The following is an 18,360-nucleotide window of genomic DNA, read 5'->3' as shown; positions in this document are numbered from 1 at the left end:
CGACCGTCATGAGCGATGGTTTCCTTGCAACACTGTCCTGGCCTTCGGCGCTTGCCTTCGTGTTCGCGCTGCTGATCGTCGTGCTGGGCCTCGTCATCTGGTCGATCCGCCGCCATCGCGACCCGCGGCTCGTCATCGACTGCGAAGCGCCGATCACCGAGCTGCTGCCCTCGCTCTCGGGCCTGACGCAGGGCACCATCTACGAAGGCAACGCCGTCGAGCTGCTTGAGAACGGCGCCTTCTTCGATGCCATGTTCGAGGAGATCCGTGCGGCCGCCTGCTCGGTGCACTTCGAGACCTTTCTGTGGAAGGACGGCGTGCTCGGCACGCACCTGGTCGATGCGCTCGTGGAACGCCGGCGCGCCGGCGTGCCGGTGCGCGTGCTGGTCGACGCCGACGGCGGCAAGAAGATGGGCGAGGCCGCGTCGCGCCGACTGCGGGAGGCCGGCTGCCTGCTCGAGATGCATCACCCGCGCCACGTGCGCAACATCGGTGTCTTCAACGACCGCGACCACCGCAAACTGGTGGTGGTCGACGGCAAAGTCGCCCTGGTCGGCGGCCACTGCATCGTCGACGGCTGGCTCGGTGAAGGGCGGGAATGCGACAACGTGCGCGACCTCGGCGTGCGCCTGCGGGGGCCGATCGTGCATGCGGTGCAGGCCGCCTTCAGCGAGAACTGGGTGGAAGACACTGGCGAGCTATTTGTCGGCGACGCGGTGTTCCCGCCGCTCAACCGCATGGGCGACGTGGCCGTGCACGTCGCGAGCATCAAGCCGGAAGGTTCGCCGCCGGCGGTGAAGATCTTGCACCACTTGGTGGTGTGCATCGCACGCCAGCGCATCCGCATCCAGAACCCATACTTTCTGCCCGACAGCGAGGCGATTGATGCGCTGTGCAAGGCGGCGAAGCGCGGCGTCGACGTGCGTGTGATGGTGCCGTCGGCCGAAGCTTCCGACATGCCCATGGTGCAGCACGCCGCGCACCGCAACTTCCACCTGCTGCTCGCCGGCGGCGTGCGCATCTTCGAGTACCAGAAGTGCCTGCTGCACCAGAAGGTGATGACGGTGGACGGCGCGTGGTGCGCCATCGGTTCGAGCAATTTCGACGACCGCTCTTTCGAAACCAACGACGAAATCACGCTCGGCCTGCGCGACGACGCGCTGGCCGCGCAACTGGACGCCATCTTCGAGCGCGACACGCGCGACTGCATCGAGCTGCAGGCCGACGCGTGGGCGCACCGCGGCCTATGGCATCGCTGCAAGGACAACGTGTTCTACGCGTTCAACGAGCTGCTATGACAGGAAGCCGCGCGATCACAGATTTCCGGGCCGACAGGCGGTTGACGGCCAGAACCGGTCTGATCTTGCCCCCGTATTTCAGGACACGGGCTATTCGCAATGTAGCGCCCGCTCGATGTGAGCCAGACGCTGTTGGGCAGCGCGATGCTGCCTGAACTCCCTGGGTGATTTCATCTTCAATGCCGAGTGCAGATGCACCTCATTGAAGTGCTCGAAGGCTGCGGCCATCTGCGCCATTACCGTTCTCGCATCGGTAAGGTCCATGCGGCTGACGTAGTCGCGCTTGAACGTGTTCACGAAGCTCTCGGCCATGCCGTTGCTCTGGGGGCTACACACGGGCGTGTTGACCGGGCTCAGGCCCAGTTGTCGAGCGATCTGCCGGGTCTCGGCCGCGATGTAGGCGCCCCCGTTGTCCGAGAGAAACTCCAAGGTGTGGGTACTGGGAACACCCTCGACGCCGCCGAAGCGCTTCTCCACGGCCTCGATGAGCATTTCGCGCACCGGCTCGCCCGGCAGCCCTTTGCCCTCCCATGCCCGATAGGCCAGGATCTCGCGATCACAGCAATCCTTCGTGAAGGTCGCCGTCACGGTCTGCCCCGAATCACACTTGATCTCGAAGCCGTCCGAGCACCAGCGCATGTCGCTGTGCGCGACGGCCACCTTGCCCTCATGGGGCCGGCTGGACTGGCGCCGTCTCGGCGCCTTCGGTAACAGCAATGCATGAGCCGCCTGTTAGTGCCGATGCAATCTTGACCAGCTAAACCGCAAAGTGCCAATCCAATATTGACCAGGGTGTTCCACTGACCTGCTGAGAATTTCAGCAGGGGATTCAAGGTGATCACCATGGACATGATTGGCAAGGTCAGGCGCATGAGGCTGCGCGACCAACTCTCTCTCAGCGAGATCGCAAAGCGCACAGGCCTGTCGCGCAACACGGTCAAGAAGTGGCTCAAGGCGCCCAGCGATGTTGTGCCGAAGTACGAGCGGGTGAAGCTCGACGGCAAGCTCACGGCGTTCGAGCCGGCCCTGCATCAAGCGCTCACAACCGACAGCCATCGCCCCAAGCAGGGACGGCGCAGTGGCCGTGCCCTGTTTGCCCAGATACAGGCCCAGGGCTACCGCGGCGGCTACAGCGCCGTCACCGACTACATCCGGCGCTGGCGGGTGGAGTCCGCAGCCAGTCCGGCCAAGGCGTTCGTTCCGATGAGCTTCGAGTTGGGCGAGGCCTTCCAGTTCGACTGGAGCGTCGAAGCCATGGTCGTGGGCGCCCATTTCTTTTGGGGGCCGGTTATCTTCGTGCCAATTCCTGAAAGCTGCCAATGCCCGCCATTCCCGTCGCCCGCAAATTTTTCAGCACCAAAACACTGACCGTCTTCCTCTCGGTTTCATCGGCCGCAGCCATCGTCTTGGCATTGCTCGGCTACGGTGTCGCGCTCTCGGTCGAGACCAAGTTCAGCATTCCGCACGCGGCCGTCTTTAACTCCACATCGGACCTTCTCACGCTCGGCAGTTGGGCGGTGATTCGGATGCTGCAATACCTGAGCCAATTGTCGGAATGGGGGTTCTACGCGAGGATCTGGGAAATGAGCTGGCCGGCCACGAAGCTCGGCCTCGCCATTGCAGCATTGGCCGTGGTGGTCGGTGGACTGGCCCTCGCTGCGCCGCCTCTTCTGCGCCGTTGGAGAGGGCTGAGCAATGCAGCGGAACAGGTACGAGGGTTTGCATTGGCGCACAAGCGCGTCGCTGTCATCGTCGGCATCCCTTTGTTCATCTTGGGTATGCCATTCGTCGCTGTGCCTTTGACGTTGTTCGCGCTCCTTGTCGGACTCGTGCTGCTTTCCTGTTTTCTAAGCATCATTCCCATCGCCGGCCATGAAGCCGGGACTGCACACATCGATGACTGGGTGGTCGGTCCAGCGATCTGCACGCCCTTGAGATCACGCGACGCGCGCCTGCAAGCGCAACCGGCGACGCAGAAAGTAGAGGGCGTAAAGATCCGAGCCACCACATGCGTCACCGTAAAGAAGACTGGCGGCAGCGAGTACCGCGGGCGAGTGGTTTTTGCCACCTTCAACGCCGTTGTGCTCTATGACCCCGAGTTGGGCTCGGTCCGACGAGTCTCTACCGAGGACGCGAGCATTGAGGTCATTGACAAGCTCTGAACTGCCGACTTGGGCGCGTGACGTCACGCGTGGTGCCCACGGGAACGGCAAATACATCCAAATCACGTCGCATTTCGACGCGGGCTGAGCCCCTAGTGGATCCTGCTCGCGCGTGCTGAGCACGCATGCAGGCCGCCCTCGACAGAGCCGTCGAAATCGAGACATCTAGTGCTGGGGCGGGGCGGGGTCTCGACCGCGCGCCGAGGGATAGCCAGCGGCTGACCGACGCTTCTGCAACAGCCAGCAATTGCGACACCTACGGGGGTCTATGTTCTCTCTGCGGCCTTGAGCCATTCATTCATTCCGTTGACGCCCAAAGCAAGCAGCGCATCCTGGACAACAACCACGCGCTGGAGCATTGCGCCATCGTCAGATTCTTCTTGCTCTTCTGCTTGCGCAAAAAGCCGCGTCATAAGCTGCGTCAGGTCGTTGTTGAGGTCGTACAGACTCGTCTTAGTCCGTCGCACAAAATTCAAATAGCCTTCGGTCGCAGCCAGCGCATTCAGCGGATCGATGATCGAAGTCGCGTTCAGCCAGGCATCAAATCCATAAACACCCCCTCGTGCAACCTCTTCGTCGGTCTCAAGAACGGCGAAGTAGCGCTCTATCAATGCCGCAGGCAAGCAAACCGGGGGCGAGGTATCTCGAAAAAGGTTTGCAAATTTTCGCGCGACGGCTGAAGCACATTCCCTTTTCTGATCCAGTCCAAATTCAAGCCCTGTTAAGCATTGTTCGCGATGCTGCTGCACATTTTCGGGATGCGTCCAGACGCTTGCTGCACCACTCCAGCCGTCGACGTCTTCCCTCGATGTTAGGTGGGCAAGAAATACCGAAAAATCAACCTTCATCGAGAAGGCTGCCAGTGCAGAGATCCGCCCCCAGGTCTTAAGGTCCTTGCCACTGCCATCGCGGTAGATGCACTCCAACCGAGGAGCGACGACGTCAAACCGTTGGTGATAGTTGTAGTACAGACACGGCTCAGCGTGTGTCCAAAGGCCAGTTGGGTCTCCCTGCATAGCCAAGTCAAATAATGTCCAACCCAGCTCGGGCTGCGAGCTCTGCAAAAATGGAAGTCGTCTCAGCAGCAGAGCCCGGATCGCAGGATGATCATCCGCTGCAAATCGGCATAGCGTGGGCGCCAGAAGTTCAGGCCAGGCGATGGCTTCCTTTTCGAGCTCATTGGCCATGATCATCACAGCCTCTACAACATGCCCCTTCGCCATGTTGATGCCGGTTGTGATTAGATCAACTGAATCTCCACTGATGGAGCTTTCTTCTCGCAGAATCGAGAATCCGATTGCCAAACGCACCAACCGCCTAATTTCATGCTGATCCCGCAAAACCGGCGCGCAACCTTGTAGCGCGCTTGACGCAGCGCGATTGCCGCCCCAGTGACTCGGGTGCCTTTCTAGCTCATCCAGAACTTGATGCGCCAAGGCCGCAGCATCTGGCTCCTCAATCGGCGCCCATCCTGCGTTGGTTTGCAGATTACCGTAGCGATGAGCCAAATATGCGGAAACACCTTCCATGATGTCATCGCAAAATCGATCCGCGATCAGAGACCAATATGCAGGCAGAAACCTCAAAAAGCGGGTGGGCTCACGTGACGCGGCTTCGCGCAGTTGCGATCCAACCTCTCGCTCGCCACCTATCAGAAAGTCCCTAAAGGAGTCTCGCGAGTACCCGCTGTAGTGAGCAAGTAAGCGCAATACGCCGATGTCACTGGCGGCAAGAAAAATCTCAAATGGGAACGGTGCGCGCACCATACCGCCGCGCATGCCAATGTGTGCCTGACGGACCAACGGCCATACATCCTTTTCGCATTCGTTCAATATCGCTCGCGCGGAAGGAAACCTCAGATGGCAGGGTATGGTGAGAATGAGTTGGGCTTGGGCGTGCAGCACTGACGCGCGAACCGTTGAGTCATCCAATTTTTCTTGATGAAGAGCAAGAACCGTGGTTTGCACCGTGTCCTGCGCAGCGCAATCAAGCTGCAAAAACGCGCAATGCATCAGAGCGCCGACTTCATGCGACAGATCGGATTCGAGGAATACTCTATCGGTCAACATGCGGGCAATCACGTCGAGATTGGAGGCTACCGCTGCGGAACACGACAGGATCGCGAAATACCGCAGCGATCCTTCCATACTGAAGCACAGGCGCTCACGGTTGCTTTGCCACCACTCAGATCTACTGGTTGCGTGATGCACGACCGCCGCCTCGACCGCGTCGAACAGGATTCGCTCGCTGGTCAGGTAACGATTGCCAGTATCACTGTGTACGTCGTTGTGTGAGGTGTGAAGAAGATATCCTGACGAATAGCTGTTGAGTGAAACCCCAAAGTGCATCTTTCTGACTGCACCCCAATGCTCTATCGATGCGACTGCCAACTCTAGCAAGTCGACCGATTGCTGCATCCGATCGGGGAAAAAGGTGCTCGTGCTAGAGCCAAAATCATGCGGCATACAGCGCAATTTTTTCCCGAACTGATAGGCGTGTATGTCCTCTTCATTGATTGCGCCTACAACATAGCGCCATAGAGCCGCATCGTCTAACCCACCTGCTTGGACGCTTCGCGCTAGTGCGCGGCCGAGCGAACCGTGCTCCTGGCGTGGAAGGTCCAGCAAAGCTAGGAGCACAGGGGCGAGTAATGCTGAATGCTTCTGATCGACACCTGAAAGTGCGGCCTCCAGCTGCCACGCTATTTGTACTTTATCCACCCACGCTAGCCCCAGCACCTCGGTCCAAAATGTGAGCACCCCTGCAGCGTCATCGTTTTTCCATAGCGCCACTCGATGTACGTGCATGGTCAAACCTTCTGCATCGCGCGAATCTTTCAGCACCGGAACTAGATTTCGCAACCAGAAGGAATGCCATTCAGCCTTTACAGCTTGCTGATAGATCACTTGGAACACGTCGCGGTGATGGTTCCGTAAGTCGCGTATCAGGGGCCAGTCCTCATCTTGCGGCAAGTGTTCGGCGTAGGTCTCTGCGACTAAACGTCGAATATGGAAAGCGCTGCTTCCCGAAAGTACGGTCCGCAACTGCCCCCTGAGTTCCTTTCTATCTCCGATCGCCAACTGTGCGATGAAGCTTCGAATGCTCGGGCGTACAAACGGCACAGAGGGCAAGCCGCGAATGAAATCACTAAGAGTCATGCCCGCGCGCATTGCACCGCTGACTACAAGCACATCGAGTAAAGTTTGGTGCCCGAACGCAAGCTTCCCGTCCGTTGTTTCGTGCAGCACGTTATGACTAAGTAGCGCTCGACGAATTCCCTGTGGCGCGGCGAATCGCTCGCTCGGTATCGACAAGCTTCGTAGATCCAGCATTTCTGCAGCGATTGATTCAATCGCTCGCATGGCTATGTCGCCCAACGAGCTGTTGCCTTGAACGATTGAAACCAAGTATCGCTTTGCTAACGCTTGGCTGGTCACGACATTGAAGCTGCCATCTCGCTTCGCCAGTTCTACGAACAACGCCAACTCACGGGGATTGCAGATCAGCTCACGAGTGGACTTATCCGTGATAGATGCATCGATGTCGTGCTTCGCGAGCAGCGGTGCGATCTCGTTGTTCCAATCCAATGGCCGGCACTTGATTTCTGCGTCCCATTCCCGCAGCGCTATCCTGCGATCATAGTGGCGATCAAAGTCTCGGCACGCAGTAACGACCGTGACGTTGCGTACTAGCAGCAGGCGATCTATCTGTGCGAGAAAATATGTCAGGATCGAATGCTCTCGCGCAATCGAAAGTACATCCAACGAGTCAATCACCACCACCACGTGCGCGTCCTCCGCCATTCGCGCGGCCTCTTCAACCCAATGCTCTGATAAGCCCTGAGCTTGACGGTCTTGCGCAGTGGCCATGTCTGCGAATTCACGCGATTGGACGAACAAAGGCATCAGGTCGATCCGAGTCTGGGCCCGCCGCTCCAACTCCTCTTGCAGGTCAAGCATCGCGCATGTTTTTCCAGATCCGGGCAAACCTGTGAGCAGTACGGAACGCGCTCTTTTATCGATAGCTTGGAGTAACTCGCCCACTGCTGGACTCGGTATGCGCTCGTTCCCGATGTCTCTACGCCATGCACGTCCAATAGCGGAAGTGCTCTTGAATGAGGCACGAGCCTTCGCTATATCGAGCGGGGGCGACAGCATCGATCCGGCTTCAGCAAGTACGGCTCGGAGATCCTCCTTGGTGAGCCGGTGTTGCGCGGCCTTGCTATGGACGTCGCCCTCAAGCCGCATTCCGAGGTGATCAAGACGCGACCATAGAGCATCGTAGGCTGCCGAAGGATTGGTGGCCAAATGGCTCAAACGCTCGCGCAGCAATGCCTGCATACGACTTAGATCTTCGCTTGTGACGAAGGTTATGCGGCGTAAAAATTCATATGCAGAAAGACCTCCCGTTTGTTCAGCAAGCAGATCGTTCAACTTCTCATCCGTCGCCCTGTGTGCGGCGCCTAGATTGGCTTGGTAAGCAGATTCATCGAAAAAACTTGCGCTGTACTCCGCTAGCGCAGCAAGTTCGCCGAATGGACTGCGCGAGTAAAAGCGGACCACGGCTTTGGGGTCCGTGACCAACAACTTGCTTGCCTTTTTCAGCTCATCGGCGAGATCGGTGACTGCCCAGGATTTGAAATTCTTTTGATTCTTCTTGCACTGACAGCAAATCTTCGTTCCGTCAGCTTTTCCGACGACGACGTCGTCGACCAAGCACGTTACCGAGTCGATTTCGAGCCATTCATGATCGGGATCTGATAGGACCGTTAGTGCCAGCCCAAACGCCACAAGTGTCTGATAGCCATCGCCGCGGTTGGACTGAATTCCTGACGTGCTCATTTGTTGATCTCTCGGATGCTTCGACGAGCTTATGATCTATTCGGACCAAGGCATGTGTCGCCTTTGCGTGCGTCGCTTCGCGGTCAGGGATGCTGCCAAAGCGGCATCTCTGATCTCGTTACGTCGAATTTAAGGCCGTACGCCCGGAGAACGGCCAGCGCTTGCTCGATATCGTAGAGCTCATGCTCCTGTTCTGCCTCGCTGACCCGCATCGATAGACCATGCAGAGCAAGCCACCTCTCGACCTCTGTCAACACCTTAGAGCCAAACTTGCGCAGCACCACACTGGCAAACTCCTTGGAAATGTTTTCCGGGGTTAGTTGACGAATGGTGTAGCCAGATGGTCCGAGCAATCTGCGCAAGATGGGCTCGGGCAACGAGATTGTGGGCGTGCGCATCCGCTCACGCAGTGCTTTCATCGCTGCCGCAGGATTGGCCCGCAGCAGGCCTACGTCCTTAGAAATGCCCAGCTCGTCGCACGCCTTGTAGAAATTCTGCGCGGTTCGTGCCCCGAGAGCCCAACAATCTTGCCGGCAGACCGGAATGTCTCGCCAGCGAGAACAGCCTCCACGATCCGCATCCTCTGTACTTCCGAAGCCAAATCTTCCCCTCTCTTTTGGCCATCACGTTTTTGGGTTTACGCGGAGCTGGTCGAGATAGTCGGCCCACGCCTGCATCATCAACACCCGCTCAGCCTGAAACTCTGTCCGGTTGTATGCCCGCCCCAAACTGTCTTTGACCGAGTGCGCGAGCTGCGCCTCTATGACCGGCTCTGCAACACCCAAGCGCTCGGCGAGCATCGTGCGCGCGGTCGCCCGAAAGCCGTGCCCGGTGACCTCATCGGCATTGAATCCCATTGCCCGCAGCGCCGCGTTTACGGCAGCATCACTCATCGGCCTATCGTGGTGCCGTTCGCCCCTGAACGTGAACGGGCTCCCGCCGGTCAGCTCCTGAAGGTCACGGAGCACCGCGACGGCCTGATGCGAGAGAGGAACGATGTGCGGCTTGCCGTACAGCTTGCCCGCCTTCTCGCGTTTCATGCGCGCCGCAGGGATCGACCAAACAGCTGCATCGAGATCAAACTCATCCCATCGGGCATGCCGAAGCTCACCAGGGCGCAAGAGCACCATGGGCATCAAGCGAAGGGCTGCACGCACCACGTGCGTTCCCTTGTAGCCATCGCAAGCTCGCAATAGTTCGCCCAATCGTGCGGGGTCGGTGATGGCCGGAAAGTGTTTCACCATGGGCTTGCGAAGAGCATCCTTGAGGTCGCGGGCCGGGTTGCTTTCCACCTTGCCCAAGGCAACTGCATAGCGGAAGACCTGGCTGCAGTTCTCGAGCGCCCTGTGAGCCGTCTCGACCACGCCACGAGACTCAACGCGGCGCAATACAGTCAGGAGCCGCGGCGCGGTGATAGACGCGATGGGCTCGCGCCCAATCCAAGGGAAGACATCCGCCTCAAGGCGTCGAATGATCTTTTCGCCGTAGCTCGGCGCCCATTCTTCTCGGCGTGTGGCAAACCACTCGCGGGCGACCTGTTCGAAGCTGTCGGAGGGAGGCAAACCTGCGTCTACGCGCGCGGCCTCCGCTCCCTCTACTGCCATACGCGCCTTCTCGTTCTTGCGCGCTTCGCTTGGGTCCATGCCGCTGGCCAGCAACTCTCGGGCACTCTCAGCCTTCTCACGTGCTCGCCGCAAGGACGTTTCCGGATAGGTGCCGAGGGAGATGCGTTTTTCCTTGCCGGCGATACGGTACTTGAGCCGCCACCACCTGCCGTCCGCTGGCGAGACTTCGAGGTAGAGGCCCTTGCCATCCGCCAACTTGCGTGGCTTGGGACCGGGCTGAGATCGTCTTATTGCTGTATCGGTGAGGGGCATATCCGGGGGGCAACTTGGGGGCAACTTTTCTTGCCAGTTGCTCCAAATTTATCAGTTGCCCCCAGACTTGCCCCCACGAGTGCCCGGCTTCGCGCGGAAAACTACGGACTGCTCTGGAATGAAAAAAGCCCTAACTCGTTGATTTACTTAGGGATTTTTGACTTTGATGGACGTCTACGGACGACCTCAAAATGATGAATGGTGGCCTGGGGCGGAATCGAACCACTGACACGCGAACTTTCGTTCCGTTTTTCGCTGCCATTAACTCGGTGGGCAGCGAAACGGACCTTTGCGTCGAAGTGTTGCGCGCCGTCGATGTCGGTGATGATCACGAACGATCAACCGCTCTTATTGGGCGTCTAAAGGTAGGGAACTCCGACAAAGCATATGCCCCGCGGAGGCCTCCGTTACCACTTCACCCGCACGCCGATCGACCCGTTGACCGAGCTCTTCACCTTGGCATTCCCACCCGAGGCCCAGAGCTTGCCAATCTCGCTGTAGAGCGTGGTCGACGAGCCCAGCGCCAGCGTGAAGCCGCCTGCAAGCTCGGTGCTGGTGCCGCCCGTCGGTGCCGCGATATCGGTCCGGCTCGCACCATTGACGAAGCGCGCCACATCCGCGCCGCTGGACGCCTTGTAGACGTTGAACCGGCCGTAAGGCTGCAAGGTGCCGAGGCCGGTGCCAATCTCGCCCTTCACCCGCACGCCCGCTCGCGCCAGCCATCCGCTGTCGGCCTGCGGCTGCACCACGGCGCCGATGATGGCCGCGTTGCTCAGGTCCATGTGCTGATGAACGAGCTGCAGTTGCGGCTCGATGTGCCAGCCGCTGCCGCCCAGCGGAAAGGAGCGCCCCACTTCGATCGATCCCACCAGGCTGTTGCCTTTGCCGGCGGCCCCGCCGCCCGGCAGCGGCTCGACCGTGTAGCGGTGCCGGCCCGACTGCACCACCGCATCGGCGTAGAAGCCGCTCTCGTTTGTGTAGGTGCCATAGGCGCCCACGTACTGGCTGCGCAGGTCGTTGCGGCCCACGGCAAGGCCTTGGATGCCGCTTGCAAAGCCGTTCACGCGCGCATCGCCGTCCAGCTGGCCGACGTAGATCCCGGCGCGCCAGTGGCGCATCGACAGCAGGTCCGTGCCGGCCTGAAAGCCGGTGAGGCGCCCCTTGCTGGTGGGCGACACGACGCCGCCCTGCCGGATGTCGATGTCGGTGGAAAGCACGCGGGCCCAGGCGCGGCGGCCCGGAGGATGGTCCGGCGTGGCCGCGGCGACCGCTGCGCCATCGTCGTCGCCCACGCGCTTGCGCAGGTCGCCGAGCATGGCGAGATTGCCTTGGCGCAGCTGACCCGCAAGGGCGGCGTAGAGCGACGCCTCCGTACGGTAGGTGGTCACGGCCGCTGGCACGCCCGGCACGCCGGGCGCCGCCGGGGAAGCGACGCTCGAACGCAGGAACCAGTTTTCGCCGGCGCCATTGGCATCGGCCGCGTACAAGCGGTATTCATAGGCGCCCGCATCGACGTGGCCGCCAGCCAGCGAGAACGCATCCTTGGTGGTCTGGGCCGTCGTGGTGGCGCCATTGCGGGCGCTGATCACCTCGATGCCATTGCCGCTCGTGAGCGCGCCGAGCCCGCCCACGTTGACGACCTGCATCTGCGTACGGCCAGTGGCCGCGCCGCCATCGAGCACCAGCCGGTCGGCGGGGCCGTTGCCACCCAGTGCGGTGCCCACTCGCAGCACGCCGTTGTGGCCCACGTAGCCGCCGGTGACCGTCAGCGTGGCGCCCGGGGCCGCGCCGGCCAGCGATACCGTGCCGCTGTTGGCGAGCGACACCACCGCCTGATCGAAGCCGGCGAGATCCAGCGTGGCGCCGGCCGCGACACTGTGCGCCGACGCCGCGCTCAGCGTGTTCGGTGCGCCTGCCCTCAACGTGCCCTGGGCCACCTGGGTCGCGCCCGTGTAGGTGTTGGCGCCAGACAGCGTCAGCGTGCCGGTGCCCTCCTTGGTGATGAAGCCGCCGCCCGTGATGGCACCCGCCAGGGTGCCGGAGAAAGCGCCGGTGTCGATGACCGGGTCGTTGTGGCCGGTCAGCAGGATCGGGTTGGCAATGGAGAGGCCCTCGGCCGCAAAGCCGAGCGTGGTGTCGTCGTCCATCGCGAGCACGCCGGTGCCCAGCGCCTGGTTGTGGCCCACGTTCAGGCGGCCCTGGCGCAGCGCCGTGCCGCCCGTGTAGGTGTTGGCGCCCGACAGCGTGAGCGTGCCGCGGCCCGTTTTCACGAGCGAACCGCCAAGGCCGGAGACCACGCCCGAGATCTCGGTGTCGGTGTCGAGTGTTCCGGTGGTCAGTGCCTTCGCGCCCAGCAGCACCTGTCCCGAACCCGAGATGGCGCCGATCGACGTTCCGTCCGCCGTGAGCTGGCTCAGCCGGACGGTGCCGCCCGCGTTGTTGACGATGGTGGCGTTCGGCGCCGTCACGCTGTCGGTGAAATCGATCATGCCGCCGGCCCGCGTGGCGAGCGTGACACTGCCCATGTCGGCCGCGCCGCGAAAGCGCAGCGCCGCGCCGCCTGCCACCGACACCGGCCCGCTGCCCAGCGCCCCGGTCACGCTCGCGGAGAGCGTGCCTGCGTCGATCCGCGTGCCGCCGCTGTAGGTGTTGACGGTCGTGAGCTCAAGTTCACCTTCGCCGATCTTGCGCAGGCTGCCGGTACCCGTCATGGTGCCGGCGTAGGTGCCCTTGCTGCCCGCCGCGGCTTGGTCGAAAGTGACTGTCGCGTCGTTGGCGATGTCGCCCTGAAGGCTCGCGGTCGTGCCCTGCAGCACGCCCGACTTCACCACCGTGCCGCCGCTGTAGCTGTTGGTGCCGGTGAGCACCAGGGTGCCGGTGCCCTGCTGCACCACGGCGCCCTTGCCGTCGATCGCGCCCGCAAAGCTCAGGACGTCGGAGCGGTTGAACGCGAGCGTGCCCTCGTTGTGGACATTGCCCGTCAGCACACCCGTGGCAGCGCCATCGCCGACCTGCAGGCGGGTACCGCCCGCGAGGGAGATCGACGCACCCTTGCCCGTCGCGCCCAGCGAACCGGTGACCACCACGCCTTGCGCCACGTCGAGCGCCACGCTTCCGGCCGCGACATTGCCCGTGACCGCCAGGCCCTGCTGGTTGCGCAGGCTCAGCGCCCCGCCGACGCTGAAGTCGCCCACGGCGCCGATCCGGTTGAACCCGCCCAGCGCCACATCGCCGTCCACGCGGCCGGTCAGCGTCCCGGCCGTCACGACGCCCGATGTCTGCAACACGCTGGCCTTGCTCGACACCTTCAGGACATTCGCCGCGCTCACATCGGCCGCCAGGGAGATGCCGTCGCGCCCGGCCAGCGAAACCTCGCCGCCCCGGAGGCTGCCGGAGACATCGAGCGCGCCGCCGTTCGACGCCAGCGCGAGCCCCGCCGAGCCGGTGTCGATCGCCGTTCCGGAAAGACTCAGCACGCCGCCGGCCACGAGGCTGACCGCCCCGTTCACGCCATTGACCAGTGTGGACACGGAGAGATCGCCGCCCGCGGCAGCGGAGATGTTCGCACCGCGCAGCGACAGGGCGCCCCGGAAGTCGTTGTCCGCCCGGTCGAGCACGACATCGCCCGCCCCGGCATCCACCGACAGCGCGCCGAGCACCGAAAGCGCACCCGACTGCGCGACCTGGCCGCCGTTGCTGCGCGCATCGATGGACGATGCGGAACCCTGTCCGAGGTTGAGGTTGCCGTGGCTCGTGACGGTGAGGTCACCGGTGGCCAGCGTGCCCAGCGTGAGCGCGTTGCGGTCGTTGATCTGCGTGGTGCCGCCGGCCAGGCTCACGACACCGCCGAAATCATTGGCCGCGTTGGTGAGCGTGATGGCGGCCGCACCCGCCTGCACGTCGAGCGAACCGCTGCCGGTGAAGATGCCGTTCATGGTCAGGTCACCCGCGCTGGCGATGGTCCCGGCGCCGACGAGCGTCACGTCGCGCGCGCTCGTGAAGGCGCCCGTGCTTTGGAGCCTGCCGCCGCCATCAAGGCTCAGCGTGCCGTTCGCCATGCCCAGCGCGCCGTCGCCGGCCACGCGCAGTGTGCCGCCGCTGATCGCGGTGCCGCCTGCGTAGGTGTTGATGCCCGTGAGTTCGAGTGTGCCGCTGCCGGCCTGGCGCAGGCTGCCGCTACCGCTGATGGCGCCGCCGAAACTTGATGCATCGGAGCGGTTGAACACCAGCGCGCCGTCGTTGACGACGTTGCCCACGATGCGGCCGCTGGTGCCACCCGCGCCGATCTGGAGCGTCCCGGCGCTGATGGTCGTGCCGCCGGTGTAAGTGTTGTCGCCGGTCATCACGGTCGTCCCGCCGCCCGACTGCACGACACGGCCTTCGCCCGAGATCGCGAAGCCGGCCGAAAGCTGCTGGCCCGCCGCCGGCTGGAAATCGACGAGCCCGCTGCCGCGCACCGTGACGCCGCCGGCCACGCTCAGGCCGCCGGCGCTGATCGTCAGCGTGCCTGCGCCGGCCTGTCCGCCCGGCGCGGCCCCGGCCGAGCCGCTGCCGCCGACACTGCCACCCACGACGAGGCTGCCCGCCACCAGGTTGCCGCCGTTCAGGGTCAGGCGGCCCTCGCCGCCTGAGCCGCCTGTGCCACCCGCGGCATTGCCGCTGCCGCCGCCTGCGCCGCCGCCCGATCCGCCCACCAGGACGGCACCGGTCACGGTGGTGGTCCCCGCCGTGATCGTGAGTTCGCCCGCGCCGCCGCTGGTGCCGGCGCCGCCGGCCGCCGTGCCGCTCGCCCCGCCGCCGCCACCGCCACTGCCGCCGATGCCGAGCGCACCGTTCACGGTGGCGTCGGCCGTGAAGCTGGCACGGCTCACGCCGCCGTCCAGGACGCCCGCAGCCACGCCGCTGGCCGCGCTTCCGCCGACCTTCGCGTCGAACGGACCGGTCGGACCCTGCACGCCGTTCGCGCCCGCGCTGCCGCCGTTGTTACCCGCGCCGCCGAGCCCGGCCGAGTCGGACCCGGCATTGGCGCCGGCACCGTCTGCGGCCGCGCCACCGGCCCCGCCGCTGTTGGAGCCGTACACGAAGCCCGCGGCACCGCCGCCGGCGCCGTACCCGCCCCCTCCCCCGCCAGCGCCGCCTCCGCCGCTACCCCCGCCCCCGCCGCCGCCGATGCCACCGGCGCCTCCGCTGCCCCCGATCCCCAGCGCCGCCCCCGCCTCGCCCGCGGTGCCGATCAGCAGGTTTTGTGCCGCGGCGGGGGCGGCGCCCAGCGCGACCACCACGCTCATCACGGCGCTCCAGCGAAACCGCCGGCGTGCCGGGGTTGGAGCAGCGGCAAGGGGCTGGCCCGGCGCCACGCTTCTCGCCTTGCTATGGACACGGGAAATTTCAGGCACGGCCACCCACGCCTGCAGCGCTTCATTCCAGCGGCTGAGAAAAGAACGGTTCATTGCGGCTTTCACTGATCAAAATCGCCGCGAAGGATACAAGAAGCAACACATTCTGTTAACGAATACAGACAATGTCGTTTGTAAAGAAGGCTCGACTGGGTCGTTCCTGTGGAACGCCGCATTCGCCCACCGCGAGCGCCAGCACGAAGCTCGCCCGACGGCAACGAAGCCCCGCGCCGATCGCGCCTGGGAGGCCAGATCGCCCTTCGACCTCGCCGCCACGGCGGCACCCGCTGTTTGCGAACCGCTCTTGGAATGGCGGTCTTTTCGCCAAAAGCGGGGTGGGCCACTATTGATGGAGAGCGGGCCGGAGTTCGACGGGATCCGGCGGCGCAATGGTTCAGCGAGCCGGCTCGCCGAAAAGATTGGGCCGCCTGATTGGGCGCAACCACTCCGCGGCCGCCTGATCCGGTGGCATCGCTCGCAGCCTGTCGTCACGCCATAGATCGCGTGCGACATCCTCCAGCTCGAGCGGATCGACGGTATGCCACTGCTGCTGCAGCCGGTGCGCGCAGGCGGCAATCCAAAGGGTCGCGGGCACGTTTTCCATGCGCCAATACTACTGTATATTCATACAGGTGTACTGCGAAGTGTTTAGATACCGGTTCGAGGGCCAGGCGCTGTCCACCAAGGCGGCGGTGAAGCACACGCGCCGCATCGGAGAGCTGCTCTACGTGCCCCGCATCCATGACCCGCGCCCGGGCCGCAGCCTGATGATCGATGCTGCTGGCCGACGACCAGGAGAGCTACGTGATCCCGCTGCTCAACCGAGCGTCCATGCTCGAGGTGCGGGGCGGTTTCTTCATCGAAGGCACCGAGATCAATCCGCGCGGACGGGCGCTCAAGAACATCAAGGCGGATACCTACCCGCAACGCTGGTTCTGCCGGCCGGTGCCGCGGCCTGCCCCGCCCGATGCGAAGGCGGCCCGCCTGGAGGCGCAGCGCCACGGCGAAATGATCGCCAAGGCGCTGCAACGCTGGCCATCGCGCCGCGGCGTTTCCCGCCTCGGCGGAAGTGCGTAGCGCATTGCAGAACTTGCTCAAGGAGATGACCATGGACCAAGCTGAACTGTTCTTTCCGCAGCCGGTAGCCGCGGCACCGGTCGCCGTCGCGCCGCAGGAGGACCGCGATGACGATGTGCCGTTCCGATTCGAAGAGGTGGAACCGGAACCGCGCGTGGCCTACCTGGTGCGGCTCGCGGACTATCCGCATCCGGTGGCCGATGCGGTGAAGGTGGCGGAGCAGCGCTTCCGGCGCGAGCTCGACCGGCAACTGGGCCATGACGTGGTGCCGGCGCTGCGCGCCTTCCAGAACGCGAGCGAGTCGGGCGAAAGCGAGCTCACCAAAGACGAGGTGATGCTGGCCAAGCGCTGGATCAAGGCCTTCGACGCGGCGCGGACGGCGGGCTTCCGCGATCTGGGGGATACCGACGAAGCATATTTCGCAGTTCGTGTTGTGTGAGATGGCAGCAGCTACGATTTGGTCATGACGAAAGAGATTGCCCGCCTCTCTCCGGCGAGTTGTGTTCAGCTGCTCGACGCTCTGCAAGCATTGGGGTGGAGGTTCGAGCATCCCCGCAGCGCCGAGATCACGGGCTGGAGCAATCTAGGCGAGGAGATCGGCCTCATCTCTCCTGAGGAGGCCTTCGTTTTTCTGACAGCGGCGGTTGGACACGGTGTCCAGCTTTGGGCGGCTCCGGGGAAAGATCTGTTTCTTAGCTGCGGCAAGACGCTGCAGATTTACTTCGATGGATTTTCTCCCGAGGAAAGCGCATCGCTGCAAGCCGCCTTAAGAGCCTGTGGATTGAACTTCGACGTGAGCGATGGCAACGCCTAAATGAGGGGTATGCAGGTGCACAAATACGGGATCGCAACTTTTCCCGGGCTGGGCTAGTCCCCTGCGCCGTTATGCACGAGAACCTCAGCTCCACCCTTGGGTGGCCCGATTTACTCACCGATGACTTCAAGCATCTGTCGAGGTTGCGCGCACCAAACCCATCAGTTGCTCGAGCACCTCCCCATGGTTGCGCTCCAGGTACCGGAACACCGCTTTGTTGTCGACCAGCTTGGCGACGTAGCCTCTGGCCAGCACAAGGTTGAGCATGTCCTCGCCAAAACCCCGCTCGATCATCCTGTACTGGTCCTGCAGACCAGACATCTCCCGCTCCATGCGATCAACCTGTTCCTGACTGACGCCTCGATCCTTGACTGACGCGCACAGTCGAGCCGCTTGTGGCGATGTTGAAGACCTGGACAGACGCCCGCCCTTGACCGGCCCCGGAGTTCATTCGTCACTGGAGCATCGCACGAAGCTCGGCAGCCGCTTCGGTGATTTGCTTCTGGAAATCAACCACTTCCACGATGCGGTCTGGCGTGATACCGACCTTTTCGAGTTTCTCCTGGGAGGGGGGCGTATGGATCTGCCGCAGATTGCGCCGCTGCTTCCGCGATCTGGTGGCCTCGATCGCGAGTCGGGTCGCGAGCTTATCGGCATGGGTATCGAGCTCGCTTGAGCTCGCCCGCTTGGCTTGCGCAGCGCTTGGTCGCCGGCTCGCAGGTACTTCTTCACGGTGCTGCGAGACAGGCCTGTACGCCTTGCAATCTCGCGGATGGACTTGGCAATCAACAACCTGCCCACGCAGCCGAGGAGAAGCGATCACTGCGCGCTGCTACGCCGGGGCAGTTTGGCGTTGGCCAGATCGTGTGCGTTTTTTAGTCGTTTATTGACAAAA

The 18,360-nt window shown here is 63.0% G+C and carries 12 protein-coding genes and 3 pseudogenes; 7 read left to right on the top strand and 8 right to left on the bottom strand.

Annotated elements, in window-relative coordinates; translation table 11 throughout:
* Positions 1 to 8: 8 nt before the first annotated feature.
* On the top strand, positions 9 to 1,298 hold the full coding sequence (locus QHG62_RS27240) for a phospholipase D-like domain-containing protein (RefSeq protein ID WP_281148694.1): 1,290 nt from the start codon (positions 9 to 11) through the stop codon (positions 1,296 to 1,298).
* 90 nt (positions 1,299 to 1,388) lie between these two features.
* Here QHG62_RS27240 and QHG62_RS27235 read toward each other — a convergent pair.
* Positions 1,389 to 2,027 (bottom strand): annotated as a pseudogene (locus tag QHG62_RS27235) (integrase core domain-containing protein); the annotation flags it as partial.
* A gap of 114 nt (positions 2,028 to 2,141) precedes the next feature.
* Here QHG62_RS27235 and QHG62_RS27230 point away from each other — a divergent pair.
* Both QHG62_RS27230 and QHG62_RS27225 read left to right on the top strand, forming a co-directional pair.
* Positions 2,142 to 2,564, top strand: a pseudogene (locus QHG62_RS27230) (helix-turn-helix domain-containing protein); the annotation flags it as partial.
* Between the two features lie 53 nt (positions 2,565 to 2,617).
* Entirely contained in the window at positions 2,618 to 3,460 is an 843-nt protein-coding gene (locus QHG62_RS27225) for a hypothetical protein (protein ID WP_281148692.1), read from the top strand.
* A gap of 266 nt (positions 3,461 to 3,726) precedes the next feature.
* Here QHG62_RS27225 and QHG62_RS27220 read toward each other — a convergent pair whose 3' ends face one another.
* The 5 genes from QHG62_RS27220 to QHG62_RS27200 form a co-directional block, all read right to left on the bottom strand.
* The gene (locus QHG62_RS27220) at positions 3,727 to 8,301 is read right to left on the bottom strand and encodes an AAA family ATPase (RefSeq protein ID WP_281148691.1); all 4,575 of its coding nucleotides are present in this window, start codon (positions 8,299 to 8,301) and stop codon (positions 3,727 to 3,729) included.
* 83 nt (positions 8,302 to 8,384) lie between these two features.
* The gene (locus QHG62_RS27215) at positions 8,385 to 8,720 is read right to left on the bottom strand and encodes a hypothetical protein (RefSeq protein ID WP_281148690.1); all 336 of its coding nucleotides are present in this window, start codon (positions 8,718 to 8,720) and stop codon (positions 8,385 to 8,387) included.
* Positions 8,721 to 8,924: 204 nt separating this feature from the next.
* Positions 8,925 to 10,178: a tyrosine-type recombinase/integrase gene (locus QHG62_RS27210; protein ID WP_281148689.1), complete on the bottom strand. Its 1,254-nt coding sequence runs from the start codon at positions 10,176 to 10,178 to the stop codon at positions 8,925 to 8,927.
* A 407-nt stretch (positions 10,179 to 10,585) separates the two neighbouring features.
* Positions 10,586 to 15,628, bottom strand: coding sequence for an autotransporter outer membrane beta-barrel domain-containing protein (locus tag QHG62_RS27205; protein ID WP_281148688.1), 5,043 nt, complete (start codon positions 15,626 to 15,628; stop codon positions 10,586 to 10,588).
* 340 nt (positions 15,629 to 15,968) lie between these two features.
* A complete protein-coding gene (locus tag QHG62_RS27200) occupies positions 15,969 to 16,178 on the bottom strand; it encodes a hypothetical protein (protein ID WP_281148687.1) in 210 nt (69 codons plus the stop codon).
* 170 nt (positions 16,179 to 16,348) lie between these two features.
* On the opposite strand from QHG62_RS27200, the gene QHG62_RS27195 reads away from it, so the two are divergent.
* The 3 genes from QHG62_RS27195 to QHG62_RS27185 are packed head-to-tail and all read left to right on the top strand — an operon-like array spanning position 16,349 to position 17,465.
* Positions 16,349 to 16,651: a hypothetical protein gene (locus QHG62_RS27195; protein WP_281148686.1), complete on the top strand. Its 303-nt coding sequence runs from the start codon at positions 16,349 to 16,351 to the stop codon at positions 16,649 to 16,651.
* A gap of 31 nt (positions 16,652 to 16,682) precedes the next feature.
* On the top strand, positions 16,683 to 17,090 hold the full coding sequence (locus QHG62_RS27190) for a hypothetical protein (RefSeq protein WP_281148685.1): 408 nt from the start codon (positions 16,683 to 16,685) through the stop codon (positions 17,088 to 17,090).
* A 24-nt stretch (positions 17,091 to 17,114) separates the two neighbouring features.
* Complete coding sequence (locus QHG62_RS27185) at positions 17,115 to 17,465, top strand: hypothetical protein (RefSeq protein ID WP_281148684.1); 351 nt, start codon at positions 17,115 to 17,117, stop codon at positions 17,463 to 17,465.
* A gap of 126 nt (positions 17,466 to 17,591) precedes the next feature.
* Here QHG62_RS27185 and QHG62_RS27180 read toward each other — a convergent pair whose 3' ends face one another.
* A complete protein-coding gene (locus tag QHG62_RS27180) occupies positions 17,592 to 17,849 on the bottom strand; it encodes a plasmid partitioning protein RepB C-terminal domain-containing protein (protein WP_281151831.1) in 258 nt (85 codons plus the stop codon).
* Between QHG62_RS27180 and QHG62_RS27175 the strand changes: the two genes are divergently transcribed.
* Complete coding sequence (locus QHG62_RS27175) at positions 17,833 to 18,141, top strand: hypothetical protein (RefSeq protein WP_281151845.1); 309 nt, start codon at positions 17,833 to 17,835, stop codon at positions 18,139 to 18,141. The two genes, QHG62_RS27180 and QHG62_RS27175, sit on opposite strands and share 17 nt — an antisense overlap.
* Here the strand turns inward: QHG62_RS27175 and QHG62_RS27170 are convergent.
* Positions 18,043 to 18,266: pseudogene (locus tag QHG62_RS27170) on the bottom strand (helix-turn-helix domain-containing protein); the annotation flags it as partial. The gene QHG62_RS27175 and the pseudogene QHG62_RS27170 sit on opposite strands and share 99 nt — an antisense overlap.
* Between the last annotated feature and the right edge of the window lie 94 nt (positions 18,267 to 18,360).

The organism is Variovorax paradoxus, from assembly GCF_029919115.1.
Lineage (GTDB): Bacteria > Pseudomonadota > Gammaproteobacteria > Burkholderiales > Burkholderiaceae_C > Variovorax > Variovorax paradoxus_O.
This window is presented reverse-complemented; position numbering and strand designations above follow the sequence as displayed.

Bases quoted from the DNA above. Each gene is read 5' to 3' on its own strand.
- QHG62_RS27240 (WP_281148694.1), top strand. From the start codon at position 9: ATGAGCGATGGTTTCCTTGCAACACTGTCCTGGCCTTCGGCGCTTGCC.
- QHG62_RS27225 (WP_281148692.1), top strand. From the start codon at position 2,618: ATGCCCGCCATTCCCGTCGCCCGCAAATTTTTCAGCACCAAAACACTG.
- QHG62_RS27220 (WP_281148691.1), bottom strand. From the start codon at position 8,301: ATGAGCACGTCAGGAATTCAGTCCAACCGCGGCGATGGCTATCAGACA.
- QHG62_RS27215 (WP_281148690.1), bottom strand. From the start codon at position 8,720: ATGAAAGCACTGCGTGAGCGGATGCGCACGCCCACAATCTCGTTGCCC.
- QHG62_RS27210 (WP_281148689.1), bottom strand. From the start codon at position 10,178: ATGCCCCTCACCGATACAGCAATAAGACGATCTCAGCCCGGTCCCAAG.
- QHG62_RS27205 (WP_281148688.1), bottom strand. From the start codon at position 15,628: ATGAACCGTTCTTTTCTCAGCCGCTGGAATGAAGCGCTGCAGGCGTGG.
- QHG62_RS27200 (WP_281148687.1), bottom strand. From the start codon at position 16,178: ATGGAAAACGTGCCCGCGACCCTTTGGATTGCCGCCTGCGCGCACCGG.
- QHG62_RS27195 (WP_281148686.1), top strand. From the start codon at position 16,349: ATGCTGCTGGCCGACGACCAGGAGAGCTACGTGATCCCGCTGCTCAAC.
- QHG62_RS27190 (WP_281148685.1), top strand. From the start codon at position 16,683: ATGGACCAAGCTGAACTGTTCTTTCCGCAGCCGGTAGCCGCGGCACCG.
- QHG62_RS27185 (WP_281148684.1), top strand. From the start codon at position 17,115: ATGACGAAAGAGATTGCCCGCCTCTCTCCGGCGAGTTGTGTTCAGCTG.